The sequence below is a fragment of the Larkinella insperata genome (genome assembly GCF_026248825.1).
In the GTDB taxonomy this organism is placed as follows: domain Bacteria; phylum Bacteroidota; class Bacteroidia; order Cytophagales; family Spirosomataceae; genus Larkinella; species Larkinella insperata.
Map to the genome: position 1 here is coordinate 2573151 of NZ_CP110973.1, position 24414 is coordinate 2597564.

General features: G+C 56.9%; 16 protein-coding genes. All 16 read left to right on the plus strand.

Annotated elements, in window-relative coordinates; translation table 11 throughout:
- The first annotated feature begins 13 nt into the window (after positions 1-13).
- The gene (locus OQ371_RS10465; RefSeq protein WP_265993709.1) at positions 14-1279 is read left to right on the plus strand and encodes a Gfo/Idh/MocA family protein; all 1266 of its coding nucleotides are present in this window, start codon (positions 14-16) and stop codon (positions 1277-1279) included.
- Between the two features lie 3 nt (positions 1280-1282).
- On the plus strand, positions 1283-2509 hold the full coding sequence (locus OQ371_RS10470; protein ID WP_265993710.1) for a Gfo/Idh/MocA family protein: 1227 nt from the start codon (positions 1283-1285) through the stop codon (positions 2507-2509).
- A gap of 89 nt (positions 2510-2598) precedes the next feature.
- Positions 2599-3951, plus strand: coding sequence for an aspartate aminotransferase family protein (locus tag OQ371_RS10475; RefSeq protein WP_265993711.1), 1353 nt, complete (start codon positions 2599-2601; stop codon positions 3949-3951).
- A 16-nt stretch (positions 3952-3967) separates the two neighbouring features.
- Complete coding sequence (gene dgoD, locus OQ371_RS10480; RefSeq protein WP_265993712.1) at positions 3968-5146, plus strand: galactonate dehydratase; 1179 nt, start codon at positions 3968-3970, stop codon at positions 5144-5146.
- 31 nt (positions 5147-5177) lie between these two features.
- On the plus strand, positions 5178-5939 hold the full coding sequence (locus tag OQ371_RS10485; protein ID WP_265993713.1) for an SDR family NAD(P)-dependent oxidoreductase: 762 nt from the start codon (positions 5178-5180) through the stop codon (positions 5937-5939).
- A 6-nt stretch (positions 5940-5945) separates the two neighbouring features.
- Positions 5946-7346 (plus strand): neutral/alkaline non-lysosomal ceramidase N-terminal domain-containing protein, encoded by a 1401-nt coding sequence (locus OQ371_RS10490; protein WP_265993714.1) that lies wholly within the window; start codon positions 5946-5948, stop codon positions 7344-7346.
- A complete protein-coding gene (locus tag OQ371_RS10495) occupies positions 7327-8892 on the plus strand; it encodes an SLC5 family protein (RefSeq protein ID WP_265993715.1) in 1566 nt (521 codons plus the stop codon). Before OQ371_RS10490 ends, OQ371_RS10495 begins: the two co-directional genes overlap by 20 nt.
- A gap of 36 nt (positions 8893-8928) precedes the next feature.
- Complete coding sequence (locus OQ371_RS10500; RefSeq protein ID WP_265993716.1) at positions 8929-9786, plus strand: SMP-30/gluconolactonase/LRE family protein; 858 nt, start codon at positions 8929-8931, stop codon at positions 9784-9786.
- Between the two features lie 194 nt (positions 9787-9980).
- Complete coding sequence (locus tag OQ371_RS10505; protein ID WP_265993717.1) at positions 9981-10562, plus strand: RNA polymerase sigma factor; 582 nt, start codon at positions 9981-9983, stop codon at positions 10560-10562.
- 85 nt (positions 10563-10647) lie between these two features.
- Positions 10648-11853 (plus strand): FecR family protein, encoded by a 1206-nt coding sequence (locus OQ371_RS10510; RefSeq protein WP_265993718.1) that lies wholly within the window; start codon positions 10648-10650, stop codon positions 11851-11853.
- A 266-nt stretch (positions 11854-12119) separates the two neighbouring features.
- Complete coding sequence (locus OQ371_RS10515) at positions 12120-15593, plus strand: TonB-dependent receptor (RefSeq protein ID WP_265993719.1); 3474 nt, start codon at positions 12120-12122, stop codon at positions 15591-15593.
- Between the two features lie 26 nt (positions 15594-15619).
- A complete protein-coding gene (locus tag OQ371_RS10520) occupies positions 15620-17062 on the plus strand; it encodes a RagB/SusD family nutrient uptake outer membrane protein (protein WP_265993720.1) in 1443 nt (480 codons plus the stop codon).
- A 78-nt stretch (positions 17063-17140) separates the two neighbouring features.
- Complete coding sequence (locus tag OQ371_RS10525; protein WP_265993721.1) at positions 17141-18409, plus strand: M14 family zinc carboxypeptidase; 1269 nt, start codon at positions 17141-17143, stop codon at positions 18407-18409.
- Positions 18410-18413: 4 nt separating this feature from the next.
- Positions 18414-19934, plus strand: a complete 1521-nt coding sequence (locus tag OQ371_RS10530) for a PQQ-dependent sugar dehydrogenase (protein WP_265993722.1) — start codon at positions 18414-18416, stop codon at positions 19932-19934.
- A gap of 76 nt (positions 19935-20010) precedes the next feature.
- The gene (locus tag OQ371_RS10535; RefSeq protein ID WP_265993723.1) at positions 20011-21357 is read left to right on the plus strand and encodes a DUF4380 domain-containing protein; all 1347 of its coding nucleotides are present in this window, start codon (positions 20011-20013) and stop codon (positions 21355-21357) included.
- A gap of 149 nt (positions 21358-21506) precedes the next feature.
- A complete protein-coding gene (locus OQ371_RS10540; RefSeq protein WP_265993724.1) occupies positions 21507-24392 on the plus strand; it encodes a glycoside hydrolase family 2 protein in 2886 nt (961 codons plus the stop codon).
- Positions 24393-24414 lie beyond the last annotated feature (22 nt).

Below are 24414 nucleotides of genomic sequence, written 5' to 3' on the forward strand. Positions count from 1 at the left end.
TGACTATTCCACCATGAAAACCTCCAACACCCCTCCAACCCCCGCTTCGCCCGAACAGGACGCCCAGACCCGACGCTCGTTTCTGCGTTCGGCGGGCCTGGGCGCCACGGCCCTGGGTTTGCTTCCCATGGCCTGTTCGACCGGAAAACAACCCGCTCAGTCCACCGCCGGAAAACAACCCATTCAGGGCTTCGAACGGACGCAGGAAGCCAGCACCGCTAAAAAGTGGACCCCCGTCTCGGACCGCAAAGTTCGCGTCGGTATTGTTGGCTACGGCCTGTGTAAATTCGGGGCCGAGTTTGGCTTTCAGAACCACCCGAACGTCGAGATTGTGGCCGTCAGCGATCTTTTCCCGGATCGCTGCGAACAACTGGCCAAAGCCTGCCGCTGTTCCAAAACGTACCCGTCGCTGGAAGAGCTGGTCAAGGACGACCGTATTGAAGCGGTTTTCATTGCCACCGACGCCCCCAGCCACGCCAAACAAGCCATCCTGGCCCTGCAACACGGCAAGCACGTGGCCTCGGCGGTTCCGGCCGTGTTCGGTTCCCTGGAAGAAGCCGATCAGTTGTACGAAGCCGTGAAAACCAGCGGGAAAAAGTACATGATGTTCGAAACGTCCTGCTTCCACGAGGATCTGTACGCCATGCGCCAGATTTACAATGCGGGCGGGTTGGGGAAGCTCGTGTATTCCGAAGGAGAGTATTACCACTACATGGATGATCCGCTGCCGTCGTACAAAGAATGGCGCGTCGGTTTGCCCCCGCAATACTACCCAACCCATTCCAACGCCTACTACATCGGCGTTACGGGCGGCAGTTTTACCGAAGTTTCCTGTTTGGGGATACCCAGCATTGTCAACCAGCTCAAACCGGCCAACAATCGCTACCAAAATCCTTTTGGCTCCGAAATCGCCCTGTTCCGCACCAGCGAAGGGGGCATGTCGCGGATGGCTGTGAGTTGGGACACGCCCGGCGACCACGGCGAACGGGGCCGGATTCGCGGGCAGAAAGGTTCATTCTACGGGCGTTACGAAGGGCTGGAAAAAGCGCTGCCCGATCTGATTCGTCCGGCGCTGCCCCCCGGTGTTGACGCCGGAGGACACGGCGGCTCCCACGGTCGACTGACGGACGAGTTCATTACGGCCATCTTGCAGGACCGGCAGCCGCTCGTAGACATCGCCATGGCCCTGAACCTGACGGTTTCGGGAATTGTCGCCCACCAGTCAGCAATGAAAAGCGGGGAGACGTTGAAAATTCCACAGTACAAAATCCTATCCTAACGCATGAATCACCCTACAACAAAACACTTCCTGAAGCGTCGTGAATTCCTCAACAAAGCTGGGTTGTCGGCGGCTGCGCTGTCGGTGGCACCCCGGTTTGCCTTTGCGGCTCCGTCGGCCCAGGACCGTAAAGTCCGGGTTGGCATTGTCGGCGGACGGTTTGGGCTGGGATTTTATTTTCACGAACACCCCAACTGCATCGTCGAAGCCGTCAGCGACCTGCTGCCCGACCGCCGGGCCGCGCTCATGAAAACCTACAAGTGTTCAAAGAGTTACGAGTCGCTCGACAAGCTGCTGCGTGACCCCAAGGTGGAAGCGGTTTTTCTGGCCACCCCGGCCCCCGATCACGCCAACCACGTTCTGGCGAGCCTGAAAGCGGGCAAGCACGTTTTGTGCGCGGTTCCGGCGGCTCTGACGCTGGACGATTGCGCCAAACTGCGGGATGAGGTCAAGCGGAGCGGCCTGACGTACATGATGGCCGAAACGACCACGTACCGGCAAAGTACGATTTCCGTCAAGAAAATGTACCAGGAGGGAAAGTTCGGAACCATCTTCAGCGCGGCCGCCGAATACAACCACCCGGGGCTGGAAGTCCTGTATTTTGAAAATGGCAAAGCGACCTGGCGGCACGGTTTACCGCCCATGCTCTACCCGACGCATTGCACCGCTTTCCTGATTGCGGTAACCGGCGAGCGCCTGACTCACGTCAGCGGCATGGGTTGGGGCGACGACAGCCCGGTGTTGAAGGGCAACCCTTACAAGAATCCGTTCTGGAACGAAACCGCGTTTTTCAAAACCAACCGGGGAACGCCGTTTCGGGTGGAAGTCAACTGGCGGGGGGCGCTGCGCAACGCCGAACGGGGCGAATGGCGGGGCGAAAAAATGAGCTTTTACATGCCCCAGAACGAAACGGGCGACTCCACCATCGTGCGGGTAGCCGATAAGCTGGGGCGCGACGACGGCGGTTTTCAAAACAAAGAAAACACCGTGGAAACGTTTAAACAGCCGCTCTGGTGGGAAACCGATTGGTTGCCGGCCCCCTTGCGGCACAACAGCGGCCACGGCGGATCGCACACGTTCATTACCCACGAGTTTATCGATGCCATCGTTAAAAACCGCCAGCCGGAAGTAAATATTCACGAGGCTCTGGCCTACACCGCGCCCGGCATTGTGGCCCACGAGTCGGCCCTGAAAGGCGGGGAGTACCTGAAAATTCCCAGCTTCGATTAACCCTTCGCCGGGGCGGTGATTGATTCCTGTCTGCCGAACGCGAATCCAGAAAACGAAAAATAAATCAGTTGAATCAATCTGAATTGACAATGAACACGTGGCCGAAATCACAGGAAATTCTCAAAACCAACGAGCAATGGATACCCGGTGGGGTGGTATCGCTCAACCGGAAATCCGACCCCAACATCTGCTTTACCCGTGGAGTGGGCAGCCGCGTCTGGGACGTTGAGGGTAATGAGTACATTGATTATCAGGCTGGTTTTGCGGCTACGTTCCTGGGGCATAATGACCCGGATATCAACGAAGCCGTCCGTCAGGCCATGAACAGCGACGCGGTGCTGATGGGCGCTGGTCCCACGGATCTGGAAGGGCAGTTTGCCGAGCTGTTTTGCAAACACGTTCCGTCGGTCGAAAGCCTGCAGATTACCTCAACGGGTTCGGAGGCCACCTACCACGCCATGCGCATCGCCCGGGCGGTGACCGGCCGCGATCACGTCATTGTGATGCAGGGCGGCTACAACGGCTGGCACAACGACGTGGCCTGCAACGTGATCAGCAGCCTGAACGACGTGGGGCCGCGCGTCAGTCCCGGCGAATATCCGTTCGATGCCATCTCGGCGGGAATCCCGGAAGTGCACAAATCGCTGGTGCACATCGTCAACTACAACGACCTGGATTCGGTGGAGTACATCCTGAAACGGCACCCGGTGGCCTGCCTGATTCTGGAACCCATTTTACAGAACATCGGTATTGTCAAACCCAAAGCCGGTTACCTGGAAGGATTGCGGCAACTGGCCGACGAACACGGTTTTCTGCTCATTTTCGATGAAGTCAAAACCGGGTTTCGCCACGCCATTGGCGGTTATCAAAGCCTGTGCGGTATCCAGCCGGACCTGAGTACGTTCGGGAAAGCCGTCGCCAATGGGTATCCGCTGGGTGTGATTGGTGGGAAAAAGAAATACATGGATTACTTTGTGCACCCGGATCGCGACAAACGCGTTTTGATTGCGGGCACCTACAACGCCTTTCCGCTGACGACCGTGGCCGCGCTGGCTACCCTGCAAAAGCTGACCTCGCCGGTGCACAAGGTCTACGAGCACGTCCATCAGCTGGGTCAACGGCTGGAAGACGGTCTGAACACCATTTTGGCGTCGACGGGGCGGCCTTTCCACCTGGCGCGGCAGGGGTCGGCCTACTGCCTTTATTTCATGGATCACGCGCCGGTTGATTTTCACGACATTGCCGCCAACCACGATTTTGCGTTGGACAAAACCTACCGGGTCAAATTGATTGAGAAGGGAATTTTTAACTTTCCGCTCCCGATCAAACAGGGCAGTATTTCGTTTGCCCACACCGTGCAGGACATTGAAGAAACGCTCGAAAAAACCGAGGACGTGGTGACTCGTTTGTTCCAGCAAATTCCCCATTCTCAAATTGCCTGATTAACACCCACAACGAATGAAGATTACAGCTATTGAAACGCTGGTTTGCCACGCCCGGATGCGGAACTGGATTTTTGTTAAAGTGATCACCGACCAGCCTGGTTTGTGGGGCTGGGGCGAAGCAACCCTCGAATGGCACACCCGCTCGGTGGTGGGGGCCATCGAAGACCTCTCGCAGTTGCTGATCGGCGAAGACCCCCGGCGCATCGAACACCTCTGGCAGATGATGTACCGCCAGCATTTCTGGCACGGCAACGGCATCGTGCGCGGAACGGCCATCAGCGGCATCGACATTGCCCTCTGGGACATTCTCGGTAAAATTCACGGTGTGCCCTGCCACGAACTCTGGGGCGGGCGGGTGCGCGATTACATCCGGCTGTACTGCCACCTGGGCGGGGGCAAAATGGAAGATTTTTACCAGACCCGCCCCGACGATGCCATCCGTTTTGGGGAGCTGGCCCAGCAGGCCGTGGCCGACGGTTTTACGGCTTTCAAGTCAATGGCGGTTCCGGAAACCATGCCGCTGGAAGGCCTGCTGCCCATCCACTACGCCGAAGCCTGCGTAAAAGCCATGCGCGAAGCCGTTGGTAACGGCATTGATATCATGGTCGATTGCCACGCTCGCCCGTCCCCGCGTATGGGGCTGCAATTTGCCAAAGCCCTGGAGCCCTACGGCCTGTATTTCTTCGAAGAGCCCTGCTGGCCCGAAACCGTTGAGGACATTGCCCTGATTCAGCGGGCGGTCAAAACCCCCATTGCCAGTGGCGAACGGCTCGTGGGTATTCATGCGTTCCGCGAGATGTTGGAAAAACGGGCCGTTAGCGTCATTCAGCCCGATATCACGCACTGCGGGGGCCTCAGCGAAGTGCGCCGGATCGCGGCCCTGGCCGAAGCTTACCGGGTGGCCGTGGCTCCGCACAATCCGCAGGGGCCGGTCAGCACGGCGGCTTCCATCGAGTTTGGCTTTGCCACGCCCTCGTACAGCATTTGCGAAAGCGTGCACAGCGACGTTCCGTGGCGGATCGACGTGGTGAGCGAGGGCTTTACGGTGCAGGAGCAAGGGCGGATCGTTTACCCGAATCAGCGACCGGGCCTCGGCATCGAAATAAACGAAAACGAAGTCAAGAAACACCCGTTCCAGCAGGAAGTTCTGCAACGGACATTCTACAAAGACGGCAGCGTCGGCGATTGGTAACGGTATGGTTGAAACAGAAAATGGACGGACAGTGAACAACTTATTCACCAACAGAACCGTCCTGATTAGTGGCGGATTGGGCGACATTGGCCGGGCGATTGCCCTAGCGTTTGCCCGGCAGGGTGCCGCCATCGCCCTGGGCGACATCAGCCCGGCCAGCCGGGCCGAAGCCCTGCGGAACGAACTGCATCAACTGGGCGTCGCAACCCATTATACCCAGGTAGACGTCAGGGATGCCAGCGCCGTGCAGGAGTGGGTGCTGGCCGTCGAGAACAGTCTGGGGGTGGCCGATATCATCATTGCCAATGCCGCAACGGTAACCGTCGGGGGCATTCACCGGATTACGCCGGAACAATGGTCGAACGAAATCCGGGTTAATCTGGACGGTGCTTTTTTTCTGACGCAAAGCGCCACAGCCCGGCTGCTGGCCCATCAGCTTCCGGGTCGGGTGGTATTTGTCGGGAGCTGGGCGGCCCACGCGGTTCATCCGCACATTCCAGCCTACAGCGTTGCCAAAGCCGGTCTCCGGATGCTCTGCCAGTGCATGGCGCTGGAACTGGCTCCGCACCAGATTCTGGTCAACGAGATCGCCCCCGGTTACGTCAATGCGGGTTTGAGCGCCCAGTTGTGGGAAAAAGAACCAGCTCTGGCCGATCAGGCCCGGCAACGCGTACCGACCCGTAAGCTGATCAGCGCGGAAGCCGTGGCGCAGCAGGTGGTTTACCTCTGCCACCCGGACAACGAGCACATGACCGGCAGTACGCTGCTGATGGACGGCGGACTTTCACTCTAATATCGCATGAACACATTCCATAACCCTACTTTTGAACAATCCGCGTTTGCCGGTTTGATCGGTGTTGCGCAGGAAGACATTACTCCGCCCATCGGCATCTACGCCCGAAATTGGGGGGCCGCCACGCATGAGGTCGCCGAGGGCATTCACCGGCCGCTGATGCTGAGCTGCGTGACGTTCCAAACCACGCCGGATGCGCAGCCGCTCGTGCTGATTGGGGCCGACCTGGGCTGGTGGCGCAGCTCCGACGATGAGCAGCTTTTGCGAACGGCGGTTCTGAAAGCCCTGTCGCTGGACGAATCGCGGCTGCTGTTTTGTCTGTCGCACACCCACGCCGGACCGAGCATGAGTCGCGACGACGCCCCGAAAGCAGGTGGTCATCTGGTGGAACCGTATTTGCGGCTGATTCAGGAACGGACGATCCAGGCTGTTCAGACGGCGCTGGCCGGGGCGCAACCTGCCACGCTGACCTGGGCGTACGGCACCTGTGCGCTGGCCGTTAGCCGGGATTTGCCGGACCGGGAACAAGACCGCTATATCTGCGGAATGAACCCCGGGGAAAGCGCGGACAACACGCTGCTGGTTGGCCGGATTGCCGACCAGCAGGACCGGATACTGGGCACCATCGTCAACTACGCCTGCCATCCGACGACGCTGGCCTGGGAAAATCGCCTGATTTCGCCCGACTACATCGGTGCCATGCGGGAGGTGGTGGAGCAGGCTACCCACGCGCCTTGTCTGTTTTTGCAGGGCGCTTCCGGCGAGTTGTCGCCGAGAGAACAGTACGTCGGGGATACCCGGATTGCCGATACCTACGGCCGGCAGTTGGGGTACGCCGTGCTGTCGACACTGGAAGCGGTTTTACCAGCCAAGACCCGGCTGTCGTTTACCGGCGTGGTGGAGTCGGGGGCTCCGCTGGCGATTTGGAAAAAAGAACCGTACGCGCCCTCCACCACACTGCGGGCCGAACGGGTTGAGGTCGAACTCCCCCTGAAACCGCTGCCGTCGCTGGCCGAGATCGAAAACGAGTGGGCTGCCTGCCAGGATAATGTCCTGAAAGAGCGGCTTTGGCGTAAACGCGGTATCCGGAAAACCGTGGGCGACGGTGAGGTAACGAAGATGCCGCTCTGGGTTTGGCACCTGGGCGAGTCCGTGCTGGTGGCCCAGCCGAACGAAGCGTATTCTGCTTTCCAGCAACAGCTTCGCGCCCGGTTTGCGCCCAAAGCCGTCGCCGTTATGAACCTGGTCAACGGTTCAACTGGTTACCTGCCGCCCGAAAACCTGTATGATTTTGATCTGTACCCCGTCTGGCAAACTCCCTTTGCGCAAGGCTCCCTGGAATTGCTCATTGAAAGTGCGATTCAAATTACCCGCAACCTGACTCGGCATGAACCTCTCAACGCTTGACCTTTCAATTTTTGGTATATACATTCTTGGCGTTGTCGCATTGGGCATTTACGCGTCCCGCCAGGGCCAGCAAACCAAACGGGACTATTTTCTGGCGGGCGACAAACTACCCTGGTGGATGATCGGGGGCAGCATCATAGCCTCCAACATCAGCAGCCATCACCTGGTGGGGGCAATGGGGGTGGCCTACAGCCGGGGATTTGTGGCCATTGCCATGGAATGGGGAGCAATCCTGATCGGTTTTAATGCCCTGCTCTGGATCTTTCTGCCTTTTTACATCCGCAACGGCTTTTACACCATCCCCGAATTTCTCCAGAAACGCTTCGGGGCCGCGGCCCGTACTACCTATGCCACGCTTATTCTGCTGACGTATATCTTCGTGGAAATCAGCGCTGTGCTGTATTTGGGGGCGCTTTCGCTGCACTCGCTGCTGGGTTTCCCGGTGGTGACCAGCGTGTTGGTATTGGCCATTTTTACCGGCATTTACACGATTGCGGGCGGTTTGCGGGCGGTGATCTGGACCGAAATGCTGCAACTGGCCGTGCTGGTGCTGGGCGGAGTGGCTTTAACCGTAGCCACCGTCAATGCCGCCGGGGGCATCTCCGCCGTAGCCGAAACCTCCAAGGACTGGGACCTGATTCTGCCCGCCGATGACCCGGATTTTCCGTGGACGATGTACCTCGGCGGTACCCTCTGCATCAGTATTTTCTACTGCGCCACCAACCAGTTTATCGTGCAGCGCGTACTGGCGGCCAAAAACGAGTGGCACGCACGGATGGGCGTGGTGTTCGGCGATTACCTGAAATTTCTGATTCCGGTGATTATCACGGTTCCGGCGCTGGTGGCTCCCAAATTATTTCCGGCCCTGGAAAAACCCGATCTGCTGTTTCCGACGCTGGTGGAAAACCTGCTGCCCGCGGGCTTGGTGGGGCTGGTGATGGCGGGTCTGATTGCCGCCGTGATGTCGCACCTGTCGGGGGCTATCAACTCCTGCACGACTATTCTGACGGTGGATGTGTACCTGACGTATTTCCGAAAAAACGCGTCGGAAGCGCAGGCTGTCCGGTTTGGCCGCCTGGCCGGAGTGGTCATTATTGGGGTTGGTATCCTTTGCACGGGGCTTTTTATTACGCAGTCCGACAAACCGGTTTTTCTGTACCTGATGAACGCTTATGGCCTGTTTACGCCCGGGATCGCCGTGATGTTTCTGCTCGGTATTCTCTGGAAACGTACCACCCAGGCCGGGGCGCTGACCGCCGGAATCCTGACCATCCCGCTTTCCATTGTGCTGGAAGTGCTGTTTCCGCAAATGCCGTTTTTCAACCGCACCGGCATTGTATTCTGGACCTGCATGGCCCTGTGTGTGCTGGTGAGTCTGGTGACCAAACCCAAACCGGAAGCCGAACTCGCCGGACTAATCTGGAACAAGGAAAGCCTGTCGTTGCTGCCGGAAGAACGCGAACAGCAGCGTGGCTGGCGTAACCCGGCCATCTGGTGGGCTTTTATTACGGCGGCTGTTCTGTATTTTTACGTCCGCTACGCCTGATGGTTGGGCGGGCTGCCATCTACCTGCATTCAACGAATGATGACGCGAAAACCCTGGGAAGTTGTTTTGAATTATATCTGCCAACTCGGCGAAGGGCCGGTTTGGGACGCTGACAATCAGCGAATTTTATGGCTGGATATTTTAGCGGGCGACATTCATACTTTCAATCCTGTTAGCCGCGAACACCGGACGTTTAACGCCGGGCAGATGGTTGGTGCCGTAGCCCTCCAGCCCTCCGGTACGCTTCGGGCGGCCCTGCAAAACGGCTTTTACGACATCTCGCTGGAAAGCGAAACGCTGACCCCGCTTGCCGACCCCGAAGCGCATTTGCCGGGGAACCGCTTCAACGACGGCAAACTCGACCCCGCCGGTCGGTTCTGGGCCGGAACCATGGCGCTGGACGATACGCCCGGCGCGGGCGCGTTGTACATGCTGGATCATGACGGTTCGGTTACGACGAAAATTCAGAACGTGAGTTGCTCCAACGGCTTGGCCTGGAGTCTGGACGAACGCACAATGTATTACATCGACTCGCCCACGCGGCAGGTCGTTGCCTATGATTACGACCCAGCAACGGGGGCCATCAGCAGCCGGCGGGTAGTGATTCAGTTTCAGGAAGCTGACGGTTTGCCGGATGGCATGACCATCGACCGCACGGGAATGCTCTGGATTGCGCTCTGGGACGGCTGGAGCGTGGTGCGCTACAACCCGCATACCGGCGAGCGGCTGACCCAGATTTTGCTGCCCGCTGCCCGGATCACCTCCTGCACCTTTGGCGGAAATCAGCTCCAGGACTTATACATCACCTCGGCCAAAACCGGCTTGAGCGAAAGCGAATTACAGCAGCAGCCACTGGCAGGAAGCCTTTTTATGGTTAAAGAACTGGCGCTGTAAACAGAGTGCCCGGCTATCGGTTTCATAAATTTTTCTCTTACCCGTCTCACCAGACCGGAATACTGACACGCTTCCCGAATGCTCCGGCAAGACAGGAAGCGTTGTTATTTTATAAACTTGTTTTCGTTGTTTACAATCTCAAACCTATCTTTATCAACGTAAGCGTCACCAATAAAACTTCGTAGCAATTCAGAATGTCGTACCTGTCTGCCTTACATGGGGAAAACGAGGTGTTAGGGCGTATTGCGCAGGGAGACGAGAAGGCGTTTGCTACACTTTTTAACCATTATCACCAGCGATTGGGACTTCATATTTACCGGATTACCAAATCAACCGAGCTGGCAGAGGAGATTGTCCACGATGTCTTTCTGAAAATCTGGCTGAACCGGGAATTGCTGACGGAGATTGAAAACTTTCCGGCGTACCTGTTCGTGCTGTCGAAGAACGCGGCCCTGAACGGTCTGAAAAAAGTGGCCAATGAGCAAGCCCGAATGATTGGGCTGGAATTGGATCAGCTTCAGGTGGCCGAAATGGCCGAGGAAGATGACCGGTATATGCTGATCGATGAAGCCATTGACCGGCTCCCGTTCCAGCAACGACAGGTCTACCTGCTGAGCCGGCACGAACGGTTGTCGTATGCGGAAATCGCCGAACGGATGAACCTCTCCAGAGAAACCGTCAAAAAATACCTGCAACTTTCGACGGAATCCATCGCTACGTACATTCGTAAAAAGTTGATCATTAGTGTTTTGCTTGTTCTGCAAAATTTTATTTAAAAAATATCTGTCCATCAATACCCCCTTTTTACACCCCGGTTTTGTCCTATAAGCAAAGGGCCTTCACTCCGGTTCCGGCAGGTATATGGACGAAACAGCGCGCAGGTTAGAAGATTTGTTCACCCGTTATTACAACGGAACGGCGACTCCTGAAGAACGGGAGGAACTCATGGCCTACATCCGGACGGCGAAGGATAATGAGCTGATCGAGAAGTTTCTAAAAAATAGATGGAGCAACTCCGCTTCGGAAGATGCGCTGTTTACGCCGGAGAAAAGCCAGCACATGCTCAGCTCCATTCTGGCGACGGCCCGTCAGAAGGAAGAGCGCCGGACAACCGTTTTCCGGATAAACTGGCGGTATTCCGCAGCCGCTGCGGCTTTAGTCGTGCTGGGTCTCGGTTTCTGGTGGCAGTTCCGGGCCGACCAGCAAACCAGTAACCAACTGGCAGTCCAGCAACCCCAGCAACCGAACGACGTCAGCCCCGGCGGCAACCGCGCTCTGCTGACCCTGGCGGACGGTTCGGCCATCGAGCTCGACCGCGTAGGGAGCGGGCTTCTGGCGCGGCAGGGAGCCGCTGAAATCCGAAAAACCAGGGACGGTATTCTTGTGTACAGCCCCGGTGGCAACCGCGCGAAGGCCACCCCGGCAGGTCCCGACGGCCGGATGAACACCCTGACCACCCCGAAAGGCGGGCAGTATGAGGTGTCGCTGCCCGATGGGAGCAAAGTCTGGCTGAATGCCTCTTCCTCCATCCGCTTTCCGTCCGTATTTCCGGCGTCTGAGCGGAGGGTCGAAATTACGGGTGAGGCTTATTTCGAAGTGGCAAAGAACAAAGCCAGGCCGTTTCGGGTGAAATTCAACACGTCGGAAGTGCAGGTGTTGGGAACCCGCTTCAATGTCATGGCTTACCCCGAGGAAGGGGCGTCAAAAACCACCCTGGTAGAAGGCGCCGTCCGGATCAGCCACCGGCAGCAGCAAACGGCGCTCAAGCCGGGACAGCAGGCCGTCGTGTTGGCCAGTGGGAAAATCGATACCCAGTATGCCTCCGTCGATCAGGTAATTGCGTGGCGAAATGGCATTTTTTATTTTAAAGATGCGGGCATTGAAGAAGTGATGCGGCAACTGGCCCGGTGGTATGACGTGGAGATTCAGTTTGCCGGTAAAATACCGGTCCGGCAGTTTACCGGCAAAATTTCCCGGAATGTTAACCTGTCGGAAGTAACCAACATGCTGCGCTACGCCGGGGTAGACTGTCGAATTGAAGGCAAAAAGCTGATAATTGATTCCTGAGTGCGTATAGATAATACCGTTAAAGTTTGTATCTCCTAAACCCTTTTTTATGACACCAAACCGTAATCTGACTTCCTGACCCGTTGTCCTGCTTAGAAAAAAGGGAAAATGCGCCAACATTTTCCCCGATTGTCAAGGGGCCAGCCCAACTTCTCTCAAAAGTCAATCTGCTATTCCTCAACTTTTACAAATTTATGAAAATAAACTTCTTACCCGGGCCTTCCCGGGCGAAGCAGGCATGCTTTCGTGTAAAATTACTGGTCGCTATGACACGGATCCTGTTTTTGCTGATTGCCACGTTCACGCAGGTCGCGGCCGACGGCTTCAGCCAGAAAATCAACCTGAACGCGAAGAATGCTCCGCTGGAAATGGTGCTGACCAGCATCGAAAAACAAACGTCGTACCTGTTTCTGTACGATAAGCTGGATTTACCGGAAGCGCAAAAAGTGTCGGTTCGGGTCAAAAACGCGACGATTGATCAGGCGCTAACGGCGGTTTTTCACAACCTTCCGCTCACATTCCGGATTTTCAATCAGACGATTGTGCTCAAAAAGGTGGTCAGAACCTTCGCCCCGGAAAGCCTGCTGCCGCTGAAACTCCCCGAGATCAAACAGGCCATCAACCCCGTTCAGAAAACCGTCGAAGAAATTCCGCAGCGGGCGAATCGGCCCATCAAAGGCAAGGTGACCGACGAAAACGGCAACGCGTTTCCGGGGGTTAGCATCGTGGTCAAGAATTCGCAGATGGGAACCACAACGGATAATACCGGTGAATACCGCCTGAACATCCCGGACGCGCTGGCCCAATCCGGCGATCTGACGCTGGTGGCCAGCTTTGTCGGGTACAAAAGCCAGGAAATCCGGCTGGGAAACCGGCAGGAAGTCAATTTTGGGATGGCGGTGGACACCAAAACCCTGAACGATGTGGTGGTGGTGGGCTACGGCACCCAGGCCAAAAGCAGCATCACCGGGTCGGTGGCGTCGGTACCCATGAAAAGCATTGCCAATCAGCCGTTGAGCAGTCTCGACCAGGCCATGGCCGGGCAGATCGCCGGGGTGAATGTGGCTCAGACCAAGGGCGCTCCGGGGGGCGGGGTGTCCGTCCGGGTGCGGGGAACGGGTTCCATCGGGGCCGGTAACGAGCCGCTGTACGTCATCGACGGTTTTCCGGTCGGCAGCGACTACAACAGCACCCTCAATCCGCTCGCGACCATCAATCCCAACGACATCGAATCGATTGAAATTCTGAAGGATGCGTCGGCTGCGGCTATCTACGGGTCGCGGGGCAGCAACGGGGTCGTGCTGGTGACGACGAAACACGGCAAGTCGGGCAAGTCAACCGTGCAGTTCGATACCTATTACGGCTTGCAGCAGGTTGCCAACAAAATTGAGATGCTCAACGCCCGGGAATACGCCGAATACAACACCGAAGCTCGCAACAATGCCTGGGTGGATCGGGGCGGCAAGGCCACGGACCCCAACAACCTGCGTCCGGCCAACCTGCAAATTCCCGAGATGTTCATGAATCCCGCTTCATTGGGCGAAGGAACCGACTGGCAGGATGAAGTTTTCCGCACGGCCCCCATTCAGAACCACCAGTTGTCGGTTTCCGGCGGTACGGACAAAACCCAGTTCTTCGTCTCCGGCGCTTATTTCAAGCAGGACGGTATTGTCATGAACACGGGTTTTGATCGCTATTCGGCCCGGATTAACCTGGATCATCAGGTGTCGGACCGGGTGAAAATCGGGTTGAACCTGTCGCCCTCCTTTTCATCCAACAAACTGCTGCCTGTGGAAGATCAGGTGTTTACCGGCGGGATTCTGGGCTCGGCTCTCTCGCTGCCGCCCACGGTGCCGGTGTATAACCCGGATGGCTCGTTCACGACCCTGCTGGGGCCTTCGACCTACAACATCGGGGTGATTGACAACCCAGTGGCCATCGCCAGCAAAATCCAGGACCGCAAGACGTTTTTCCGGACGCTGGGCAACGCCTACGCCGAAATCCGTATCCTCGAAGGATTGAAGTTCCGCACTTCGTTTGGATTGGATTACGCCGATTCCCGCCAGAGCGCTTATTATCCGTCCGACCTCGGGAGAGATGGCGTGCCGCCCCCGGTTCAGGCGCGGGCTTCGGCCAACACCGCCCGGGATTTGAACTGGCTCAATGAGAACATTCTCAGCTACAAAAAAACCTTCGACGGCAAGCACGAACTGGATGTACTGGCCGGTTTTACGGCGCAGAAAGCGCGGTCGGAATACGCGTCGCTGGCGGCTACCAACTTTCCAACGGATCTGGTTACAACGCTGAATGCCGGTCAGGTCACCGGTGGCGGCACCGGCCTTTCGGAATGGTCGCTGCTGTCGTATCTGGGCCGGGTCAATTATACCTACGCGAGCAAATACCTGTTTTCGGCCACGGTTCGCCGGGACGGTTCGTCGCGGTTTGGCGCCAGCAATAAGTGGGGAACGTTCCCGTCGGCATCCGTCGGCTGGTCAATTTCGGAAGAAGAATTTTTCAAGAATCAGCCGGTCGTGAGCGACCTGAAAATTCGGGCCAGTTACGGGTTGGCCGGGAACAACACCATTGGCAATTACAGCCAGATTGGTTTGTTATCCAACCGCCGGTACAGCTTCGGAGCCGCGACCGGAACCGTGGTGTACGGGCTGTACCCATCGTCCATCACCAACGACCAGCTCGGCTGGGAGATGATGCGTCAAATGGACATTGGGCTGGATTTCGGGGTGCTGCGCAACCGACTGACGTTCACGGTGGATTATTACAACAAAAACACCACCGACCTGCTACTGAACGTTCCGGTCCCCGGATCGACCGGCTACGAAACCGCCTTGCAGAACATTGGAAAGGTAAACAACCGGGGCTGGGAGTTTAGCGTGAATTCGAAAAATTTCACGAAAAGCTTTTTCAAATGGTCGACCAATTTCAACATTTCCTTTAACCGAAACAAAGTACTGGCGCTGGGGCCGGAAGGCAACCCGATTATCTCCAAAAGCCCTTCGTTCAGCCCCAATACGCACATCACCCGCATCGGTTCGCCCATCGGGAGCTTCTGGGGGTACGAGGTGACTGGCATTTACCAAACGCAGGAAGAAGTAAATAATAGTCCGGCCGTCAAGGGAAGCACCGGGTCGCGACCGGGTGACCTGAAATTCCGGGACATCGACGGCGACGGAACCATTACGCCCAACGACGTGACGATCATCGGTGACAATTATCCGGATTTCTTTTACGGAATCACCAACAACTTCAGCGTCGGCCGCTTCGACCTCAGCATCCTGGGCGACGGGGTGCAGGGCCTGCAACTGCTGAACGGTTCGCGCCGGAACATTGGTCTGGTCAACGGCAGCTACAGCCGCAAAGACGTGCTGGGCCGGTGGCAATCGCCCGAAAATCCGGGTGATGGCCGGACGCCGAGGGCCAATGTGTCTCCAACGGGCGGCAACGTGAGCTACGTGTCGAGCCTGCTGGTCGAGGACGCGTCGTTCTTCCGGATTCGGAACATCAACCTGCGGTATGCGTTGCCCGAAACCGCCTGCAAAGCCCTGTTTATCCGGAATGCCAGCGTGAGTCTGTCGGTGCAGAACGCCTTGACGTTCACCAAATATCGGGGTTACAACCCCGAGCAGAGCCTGAACGGAAGCAGTTCGCTGACACCCGGTGTGGATTTCAACGGGTATCCGCTGGCCCGGACCTATACCCTTGGTTTAAATGTAATTTTCTAAACCCTGACCTTAACGTAACGTAACAGATGAAATTTCGTCTATTGATCATCGGCGCACTCAGCCTGGGGCTGGCCAGTTGTTCGGATTTTCTGGAACTGGCCCCCAAAGACGCGATGAACGTCAAGAATTTTTACCGGAATGCCTCCGATATGCAGGCCGCCGTCAATGCCGCCTACGGAATGCTGACGACGGCCGGTGAATACGGGTATGCCTATTACAACGTGGGCGAAGTCCGCTCCGACAATACGATGAACTGGGAAGGCGGGGGTAACCTGCCTGATGCCGAACTCGACCAGTTCAAAATGGCCTCCACCAACGAAATCATCCGGCTGATGTGGCTGGATACCTACCGGGGCATTCTGGCCTGTAACGCGGTACTGGACCATATAGGTGGGGCGACGATGGACCAGGCGCTGCGGGACCGGTTTATTGGAGAAGCCAAATTCCTGCGGGCGCTGATGTATTTCAATCTGGTCCGGACGTTTGGGGATGTGCCGCTGGTCGTTTCCGAAACCAAGTCGGTAGCCGAAGGGTACACCCAGTCGAGAAGACCTGCGTCGGAAGTCTACAGCCAGATCATGGCGGACCTGACCGACGCCGAGCAAAAACTGCCGGTTTCGTACACGGGCAGCGACATGGGACGGGCCACGAAGGGAGCGGCCCGGGGCCTGCTCGGCAAGGTATACCTGACCACCGGCGATTTTGCGAAAGCAAAGGACAAACTCAAGGAAGTGATCGACCAGAACACCTATCAACTGCTGGACGATTACAAGGCGCTGTGGCTCGTAGCGAACGCCAACAACCAGGAGTCCCTATTTGAAGTGCAGTTCAAGAAAGGCGGCACCGGAACGGGCAGCAACTTTTACAACAACTTTGCGCCCCGGAACTCCGGCACCTCCGTCATTAAAGTCGGCTTTCCGAGCGGACGTAACATCCCGACGGCGGATCTGATTGCCGCCTACGAACCCGGCGATGTTCGCAAGGACGCGTCGCTGGCCTTGGGCTACACGGATGGTGTGACGGGGAAGTTTGTGGCGGACCCCTACACGCTGAAATTTCAGGACACGCCGTTTGCGGAAGGCGATGCGGACAACAATTGGCCGGTGCTCCGGTACGCCGACGTGCTGCTGATGTACGCCGAGGCTCTGAACGAAGCGAACGGCGGCCCGACGGCGGAAGCGCTGGACGCTATCAATGCGGTTCGGAAACGGGCCAAGCTGGCTCCGCTGCCATCAGGAATCAACAAGGCGGCTTTTGCGCTGGCCATCGAGCACGAGCGGCAGGTGGAACTGGCGTTTGAAGGGCACCGCTGGTTTGATCTGGTGCGGACGGGTCGGGCGGTTCCGGTGATGAATGGTCATTTTAAAGGGCCGGTCGTGCAGGAGTTCAACAAGGTTTTTCCGATTCCGCAGACCCAGATTGACGTCAATCCACAGGGAATCACGCAAAACCCCGGTTATACCTTCTAAAAAACAACCAAGCTTTCACAGGAGCGACTCGCATTGGCTTTCGTTGGGTAGGGTCGCTCCACCTTTATCAAGCATTTAATGAACAACATAAATTATCTGCGTCTGCTGGTTTTATCCCTCTTCGGATTAACCAACGCTTTGGGAGTCGCTCGGGCCGATGCGTTCGGGCTAACGTCCCGCCCAAATTCAATGCGGATCGACACGGTGTCGGCTTCGTCGGTTTTTATCCATACCGGTTTTGAGAACGCGTCCCCGATGAACTGGGAGATCGACGCCGAGGGGCGGGTGGTCGGCCGTCTGGTGTATGACCACGAGCGGTTTTCAATCAACCGGGCGGTTAACCACTTTCATTTCCGGGTGGAAGCCCCGGTTGGCAAGGAGGTAACGATTATCCTGCAAAACTTTGATAACATCTGGAACCGTACTCCGGCCAGTTCCATCTCCAAACGGACCCCCATCGTTGTTTCTTTTGACAACAAAACCTGGGAGAGCCGCCCCACCGAGTTGATTTCGGGCAATCGGTTGCAGTTCACGCTGAAAATGACCGGTCCTAGTGCCTACATCGCCAGCCTGGAGCCCTACCGAATCAGCGATCTGGACCGGTTTCTGGCCAAAATCCGAACGCACAAACTGATTACCGTCACACCCATCGGGTACACCGCCGAGGGGAAGTCACTGGAAATTATTAAAGTGGGCAACGAAAAAGCGCCGAAGCGGCTGTTTATCCGGGCGCGGGCGCATTCCTTCGAAACGGGCGGCAACTGGACGGTCGAAGGGCTGGTCAACCGGTTGCTGAAGGACGATGCCGAGTCGAGGCTGTACCTGAAAAATTACTGCGTGTACATTCTGCCGATGGCCAACAAGGACGGTGTGGCGCGGGGCCGAACGCGGTTCAACGCCAACGGCTACGACCTGAACCGCAAGTGGGATAGGGCCGCTGATTCGCTGGTGGCACCGGAGAACTATTTTCTGGAAAAATGGCTGCAAAAGATGATTCGGGAAAACAAAAAACCGGACCTGGCCATCGACCTGCACAACGACCCCGGCGGTTACCTGCACATCAGCCGACCCGCGGGCGACATCACGGCTTACCTAGCCAATATGAAGAAGCTCGAAACGCTTTTGCGGAAATACACCTGGTTTACGGAGGGTTCCACCAATCCCCAGTTCCGCAACCCCGGCTCGCTGGGCGAGGGTTTCATGGAACGGTTTGGCATCCAGGCGCTGGTCTATGAGCTGAATTACGAGTGGATTGAAGGCTTGAAAAAAGCCCCGCTGGCCCAGGATTGGGTCCTATTGGGCAGCAAACTGCCGGAGGTGTTTTACCATTACTTCCAAAACCCGTAACCGAATGCGGAAGCGAGTGCCTTTGCCGATCGGATGGGTCGGCCTACTTCTTTTTCTGATCGCATCCGTCAGCTTTCGCGTGCCGGGAATGCTAAATGTGAGGGTGGAGCCCGCCGAAAGCTACACCCTGGATTCGACCCGGTTGGATGTTAAAACCGTGGCGGTCAACCTGAACGTGCCCTGGGACATGGTCTGGGGACCCGACAACTGGATCTGGTTTACCGAACAGGACGGGAAAGTCCGGCGGCTCAATCCGGAGACGGGGCAAATTATTGACCTGCTGCAAATCGGTGACTACTACCGGAAGCGGTTGGGGCTGGCGAGCATGGTGCTGCATCCCGACTGGAAAAAAACTCCGCAAGTGTTTATCAACTACACCCACATTCAAAAGGATTCTGTCATTGTATCCAAACTGGTTCGGTATACCTACAACGGGAAAATCTTAACCCATCCCACGCTGCTGTACCAAATTCCGGGGTATCTGGGGCATAACGGTTCCCGGCTGGTTATCAGCAAAGACCGGAAACTTCTGTGGGCCACCGGCGATCTGAAGCAGCACGAAACCATTTTAGAGCCGAACGCGACCAACGGCAAGGTGCTGCGCCTGAACCTCGACGGCACCATTCCCGCCGACAATCCCTTTCCGGGCAGCCCGGTGTGGTCGATGGGTTTCCGGGTGCCGCAGGGGCTGGCGTATACGGACAATGGCAATCTGTTTATTGCCGAACACGGGGATGCCACCGACGACGAAGTGAACCGGGTGGTGAAGGGAGCTAGTTACGGCTGGCCCCACATCGCCGGTTTCAGTGATCTTCCCGGCGAAGAACGGTATGCCGCTGAGCATCCCAGCGTATTTCCGGTCAAAGCCTGGACGCCCACCATTGCCCCGGCGGGGATGGACTATTACAACGGCAACATTCCGGAATGGAAAAATGCCCTGCTGCTCACCACGTTGAAAGATCAAAGCCTGCGGGTACTCCGGCTGGACGCTCGGCGGGAGACGATTATCGACGAGCAGATTCATTTCTCAAAGCAGTTTGGCCGTCTGCGCGACGTATGTGTGTCGCCCTCGGGCGCGGTCTATATCTCCACCAGCAACCGTGACTGGAACCCACCCGCCAATTTCCCACTTCCCACCGACGACCGCATTATCCGCATTAGCCGGGCGGGCGTCATTCCGAAAGCCGCACGGGTTGCCAATGTTCAGAAAAATACCGGGCCCCAATCAGCGGCTTTGTTGTATGCGAGTTACTGCGCATCCTGCCACAAACCAGATGGGCGCGGGGTACCGGGTTCTTTTCCGTCTCTGCTCACGTCGGCCCGGCTGAAAGGCGACAAAAAGGCGCTGATTGCCTTCGTCTTGCAGGGTTCCCAGTCGGCGTCTGGGGAGGGAATGCCCGCTTTCAGTTTTATGACCGATGCCCAACTGGCCGAAGTTGTCTCGTACGCCCGCGTCAACCTGGCAAAGGAAGCATCGGCGGTTTCGGTCGAGGAAATAAAGCAGGTCAGGATTGATAAAAAATAACGGATGCGTAAATATTTGGGCAGAACGTTAAAAATTCAGGTAGTTCCGCTTTTCAGCTAAAAAGCAATTCGTGCGAATGATTCTGGAAGCTTCCGAATCGGCACGGATTAGTTTGTCGCGCATCACCATGAACGAAGGGCAGGTATACCGCACTCTTTACAAAGGCTGGACGGCCCTCGGGATGCGTAACCAATGGCTGACGCTCCAGATTCTGCCGCAGTTGGGCGGACGAATCCTGCAAATGACGCTGGACGGTTACGATTTCTTTTTTGTTAACCCGGCCCTCGAAGGCTTCGAACCCGACGAAAGCCGTCTGGGCGAAAACGGGAGCTGGCTGAACTTCGGCGGGGAAAAAATCTGGCCCGCTCCCCAGGGGTGGGATTCGCCCGACAGCTGGCCCGGTCCGCCCGATCCCGTTTTCGACAGCGGGGTGTTTGAGGTATTGCCCCCGGAAGAGAAATCTCCCAACCGACTGACGCTGCGAAGTGCGGTCGATCCCTACACCGGTCTCCAACTCACCAAGGCTATTATGTTGTCCGAAAACCGTTCGGAAGTCGTGGTCGAAGCCACCTTTGCCAACCGGAGCACCACGCCCCGGCCGTGGTCCATCTGGCCGGTGTTGCAGTTGAATACGCCCGACTGGCAGGCAGCCGGCCGGTATCAGGTTACCAGTCCGATGACGCCGGACCGGGCCGAAAATTCTGGCTTCCGGGTATTGCACGGGTTGGTAAATAATCCCCAGTTTGGACCGGATGCGCACGGCAATCTGGTTGTGAACTACCAGTACCTGGTGGGCAAAGTAGGCCTGGACAGCCCGGCCAACTGGGTGGCCTTCTGTGACCGGCAAACCGGCCGGGTGCTGGTTGCCTCGGCGACCTACCAGCCCGGAATGCCTTACCCCGAAGGAACCTCCGTGCAAATCTGGACCCAGGGCCGGGGGCAGATTTACGCCAATCATCAGGTAACCGATTTGCCAAATGACCCGCAGTTGACCCCGCCGTATCTGGAAATGGAGCTACTGTCGCCCCTGAAAACCATGCTTCCCGGAGCGCAACTGCGGTTTGTATACCGGATGCGGGCCTGCACGGTTCCGGCCGGTGCGGAAGTGAAAACGGTTAACGAATTCGGGGTGGTAACGGAGTTTCTGAAAGCCGTGCTTCTTGGTGAGACCATCCAGGTAACGGGCCAATTCGGTGTGTTTGCTCAGGGCGAAGTTTCCCTGCAATTCATGAACGAGCAGGGGCAACGGGTTCATCCGCTTTCTGGTATGGCTTCCTGGCTTGTAGACCCCAGGACGGCTTTCTGCCTGGATTTTCAGCTACCGATAAACGAGTTGCCAGCCCACTCAATCGCCCAAGTCGTTCTTCATTTCACGGAAGCAGATAACATTTTTTCGGGTGACCTGAGCCATTCAGACCTTTAACTACCCGACGGATTTTCTTCGACAAGTGAAAAAGTGTGTCGTTAAATTGTCCATCTTTTTCCGAATTAATGCTATGGTTTATCGGGTATAAACTTGTGTTTTTTGCATATTCTTCGAGTTGATCTTTCTTCCGTAACCAACTGCTACGTATGCAAAAAAAATGGCTGAGCATCTTCATTTTTGCGCTCCTTATTGGATTCTTACTTGCCAACCGAGCGCTGGCTCAGAACAAACTTTCGCTGGCTGGTGAGTGGCAATTGCGCCTGGACCCGGACGATCTGGGCCTGCGCCAGCACTGGTGGCAGATGGATTATGCCGACCGGGTTACACTGCCCGGTTCACTTGCGGAAAACGGGAAAGGCAACGACGTGACCCTGCAAACGCCCTGGACGGGAGATATTTTCGACAGTACGTATTTTGTTTCGGATCGATACCAAAAATACCGGCAGGGCGCCATCAAAATCCCCTTCTGGCTCAAGCCCGTCAAGTATTACACCGGTCCCGCCTGGTACAAACGGCAGATTGACGTTCCCGCCGACTGGGCCAAGAAGCAAATCACGCTAAATCTGGAACGCTGCCACTGGGAGACCACGGTGTACGTCAACGGCCAGCTCTGCGGCACGCGCAACAGCCTGGTAGCTCCCCACCAGTTCGACCTCAGCAAAGCCCTGCGGCCGGGTCGGAACACCATCGTCGTTCGGGTGGACAACCGCTATAAAATGCACATTGGCCCCAACTCCCACAGCGTGGCGGACCATACGCAGACAAACTGGAACGGCCTGGTCGGTGACCTGTCGCTGATCGCCGAATCGCCCACCTATCTCGAAAATATCCAGGTTTATCCGAAGCTGGCGACCCAAGCCGTCGACGTAATGGTAGCGCTCCGGCAGCCCCGGGGGCAGACGTTTCAGGGGAAACTGGTCTTTCAGGCAAAACCCTTGCAGAACAACGCAGCGGCTTTACCCAGCCAGGAACAGCCGGTCCGTCTCGCCACCGAAGAATCCAGCGCCACGGCTACCTACGCCATTCCGAACCCGCAGTTGTGGGACGAGTTTACGCCCAATCGGTATCAGCTTCGGGTTCAACTGGTCAGCGACCAGGGGCAGGTGCTATCCGAAAAGACGGTGCCGTTCGGTATGCGCGAAATGGGCGTCAGCGGCTCCCGCCTGACCATTAACGGGCGACCTGTCTTTCTGCGGGGCGACGTCGATTGCGCGGCTTTTCCGTTGACGGGCTACCCGCCCACGACCGAACCCTACTGGGAAAAAATCATGAAAACGGCCAAAGCCTACGGCCTGAACCACCTGCGCTTCCACTCCTGGTGCCCACCCGAAGCGGCTTTCGACGTGGCCGATCGGCTGGGGCTGTACCTGTACGTGGAAAGTCCGCTCTGGGCAAACCAGAGCAGCGCCGTCGGGACCGGGGGCGTAATCGATGACTTCATCTACCGCGAGTCCGAGCGGATTCTGGCGACGTACGGCAACCACCCCTCGTTCTGCATGATGTCGTACGGCAACGAACCGGGCGGAGCGTTTCAATCGGATTTTCTGGGCCGTTGGGTCGAGCATTTTAAGCAGAAAGACGGTCGGCGGCTGTACACCAGCGGGGCAGGCTGGCCGATGCTGCCCGAAAACCAGTTCCACATTCATTCCGACGCCCGGATTCAGCAGTGGGGGCAGGGTGTCAAAAGCATCATCAATGCGAAGCCTCCCCAAACCGGTTACGACTGGCGGGAGATCATTCAAAAGGCGTCCGCGCCGTACATCAGCCACGAAATTGGCCAGTGGTGCGTCTACCCGAACTTCAAGGAAATGGCCAAATACACGGGCGTGGTGAAGCCGACCAATTTTGAGATTTTCAAGGAAACGCTCGAGGAAGCGGGCATGGGCGATCAGGCCGAAGCGTTTCTCCATTCATCGGGCCGGTTGCAGACGCTTTGTTACAAAGCCGACATTGAAGCGGCCCTGCGCACGCCCGGTTTTGCGGGTTTCCAACTGCTGGGCCTGCACGATTTTCCGGGGCAGGGCACGGCGCTAGTCGGGGCGCTGGACGTTTTCTGGGAATCGAAAGGCTACACAACGCCCGAAGAATACCGCACGTTCTGCAACAATACGGTGTTGCTGGCCCGACTGGACAAGCTGATTTTCGAAAACAACGAGACATTCAAGGCCGATCTGGAAATGGCCCATTTCGGACCGCGGGAGTTGACGAACCAGACCGTGGTCTGGCAGGTGCTGGATGCTGCGGGGAAAGTCAAACGAAGCGGGACGCTGCAAAAGGATCGGGTTGGGATTGACAATGGCCAAACCGTGGGCGCCATTCAAGTACCGCTGGCGGGCTTCAAAAAGCCGGAAATGCTCACGCTGAAAGTGGCCCTGAAAGGTACCGACATTACCAATGCCTGGAATTTTTGGGTCTATCCGGCGGGCGTCAATCCCGACGCGGCCAAAGGCAAGGTGATTATGACGCAATCCCTGACACCTGACGTGGTGAACCAGTTGCAGAACGGCGCGAACGTGCTGTTGCTGCCCTACGGCCACGTCCGGAAGGGCAAGGGGGCCGAAGTGGAAATTGGGTTTTCGAGCGTGTTCTGGAATACGTCCTGGACGAAAGGTCAGGCTCCGCACACGCTGGGACTGCTCTGCGATCCGGCGCACCCGCTGTTTGCCACCTTCCCGACCGAAGCCAGCAGCAATTATCAGTGGCAGGACTTGGTCAGCCATTCCCAGACCATTCTGCTCACCGATTTCCCGAAAACACTCCGGCCCCTAATTCAGCCGATTGATACCTGGTTTGAAAACCGTCGGTTATCCTTGGCTTTTGAAGGACGCGTCGGCAAAGGGAATCTGCTGGTTTGCAGCATCGATCTGGACAACGATCTGGCCCACCGGCCCGGAGCCCGCCAACTGAAACAGAGCATCCTGAACTACATGAACAGTAGCCGGTTCAAGCCGAGTCACAAGCTGTCGGTGGAGCAGATCAAACCGTTATTTCAACAGGAAACCTCACTGGTTATCCCAACCAAAAAAGACTAAGACACTTGACCCATCATTAGTT

What these genes read in the sequence shown, in the direction of transcription:
- OQ371_RS10465 (WP_265993709.1), top strand. Translation starts at nt 14, where the DNA reads ATGAAAACCTCCAACACCCCTCCAACCCCCGCTTCGCCCGAACAGGAC.
- OQ371_RS10470 (WP_265993710.1), top strand. Translation starts at nt 1,283, where the DNA reads ATGAATCACCCTACAACAAAACACTTCCTGAAGCGTCGTGAATTCCTC.
- OQ371_RS10475 (WP_265993711.1), top strand. Translation starts at nt 2,599, where the DNA reads ATGAACACGTGGCCGAAATCACAGGAAATTCTCAAAACCAACGAGCAA.
- dgoD (WP_265993712.1), top strand. Translation starts at nt 3,968, where the DNA reads ATGAAGATTACAGCTATTGAAACGCTGGTTTGCCACGCCCGGATGCGG.
- OQ371_RS10490 (WP_265993714.1), top strand. Translation starts at nt 5,946, where the DNA reads ATGAACACATTCCATAACCCTACTTTTGAACAATCCGCGTTTGCCGGT.
- OQ371_RS10495 (WP_265993715.1), top strand. Translation starts at nt 7,327, where the DNA reads ATGAACCTCTCAACGCTTGACCTTTCAATTTTTGGTATATACATTCTT.
- OQ371_RS10500 (WP_265993716.1), top strand. Translation starts at nt 8,929, where the DNA reads ATGATGACGCGAAAACCCTGGGAAGTTGTTTTGAATTATATCTGCCAA.
- OQ371_RS10505 (WP_265993717.1), top strand. Translation starts at nt 9,981, where the DNA reads ATGTCGTACCTGTCTGCCTTACATGGGGAAAACGAGGTGTTAGGGCGT.
- OQ371_RS10510 (WP_265993718.1), top strand. Translation starts at nt 10,648, where the DNA reads ATGGACGAAACAGCGCGCAGGTTAGAAGATTTGTTCACCCGTTATTAC.
- OQ371_RS10515 (WP_265993719.1), top strand. Translation starts at nt 12,120, where the DNA reads ATGACACGGATCCTGTTTTTGCTGATTGCCACGTTCACGCAGGTCGCG.
- OQ371_RS10520 (WP_265993720.1), top strand. Translation starts at nt 15,620, where the DNA reads ATGAAATTTCGTCTATTGATCATCGGCGCACTCAGCCTGGGGCTGGCC.
- OQ371_RS10525 (WP_265993721.1), top strand. Translation starts at nt 17,141, where the DNA reads ATGAACAACATAAATTATCTGCGTCTGCTGGTTTTATCCCTCTTCGGA.
- OQ371_RS10530 (WP_265993722.1), top strand. Translation starts at nt 18,414, where the DNA reads ATGCGGAAGCGAGTGCCTTTGCCGATCGGATGGGTCGGCCTACTTCTT.
- OQ371_RS10535 (WP_265993723.1), top strand. Translation starts at nt 20,011, where the DNA reads ATGATTCTGGAAGCTTCCGAATCGGCACGGATTAGTTTGTCGCGCATC.
- OQ371_RS10540 (WP_265993724.1), top strand. Translation starts at nt 21,507, where the DNA reads ATGCAAAAAAAATGGCTGAGCATCTTCATTTTTGCGCTCCTTATTGGA.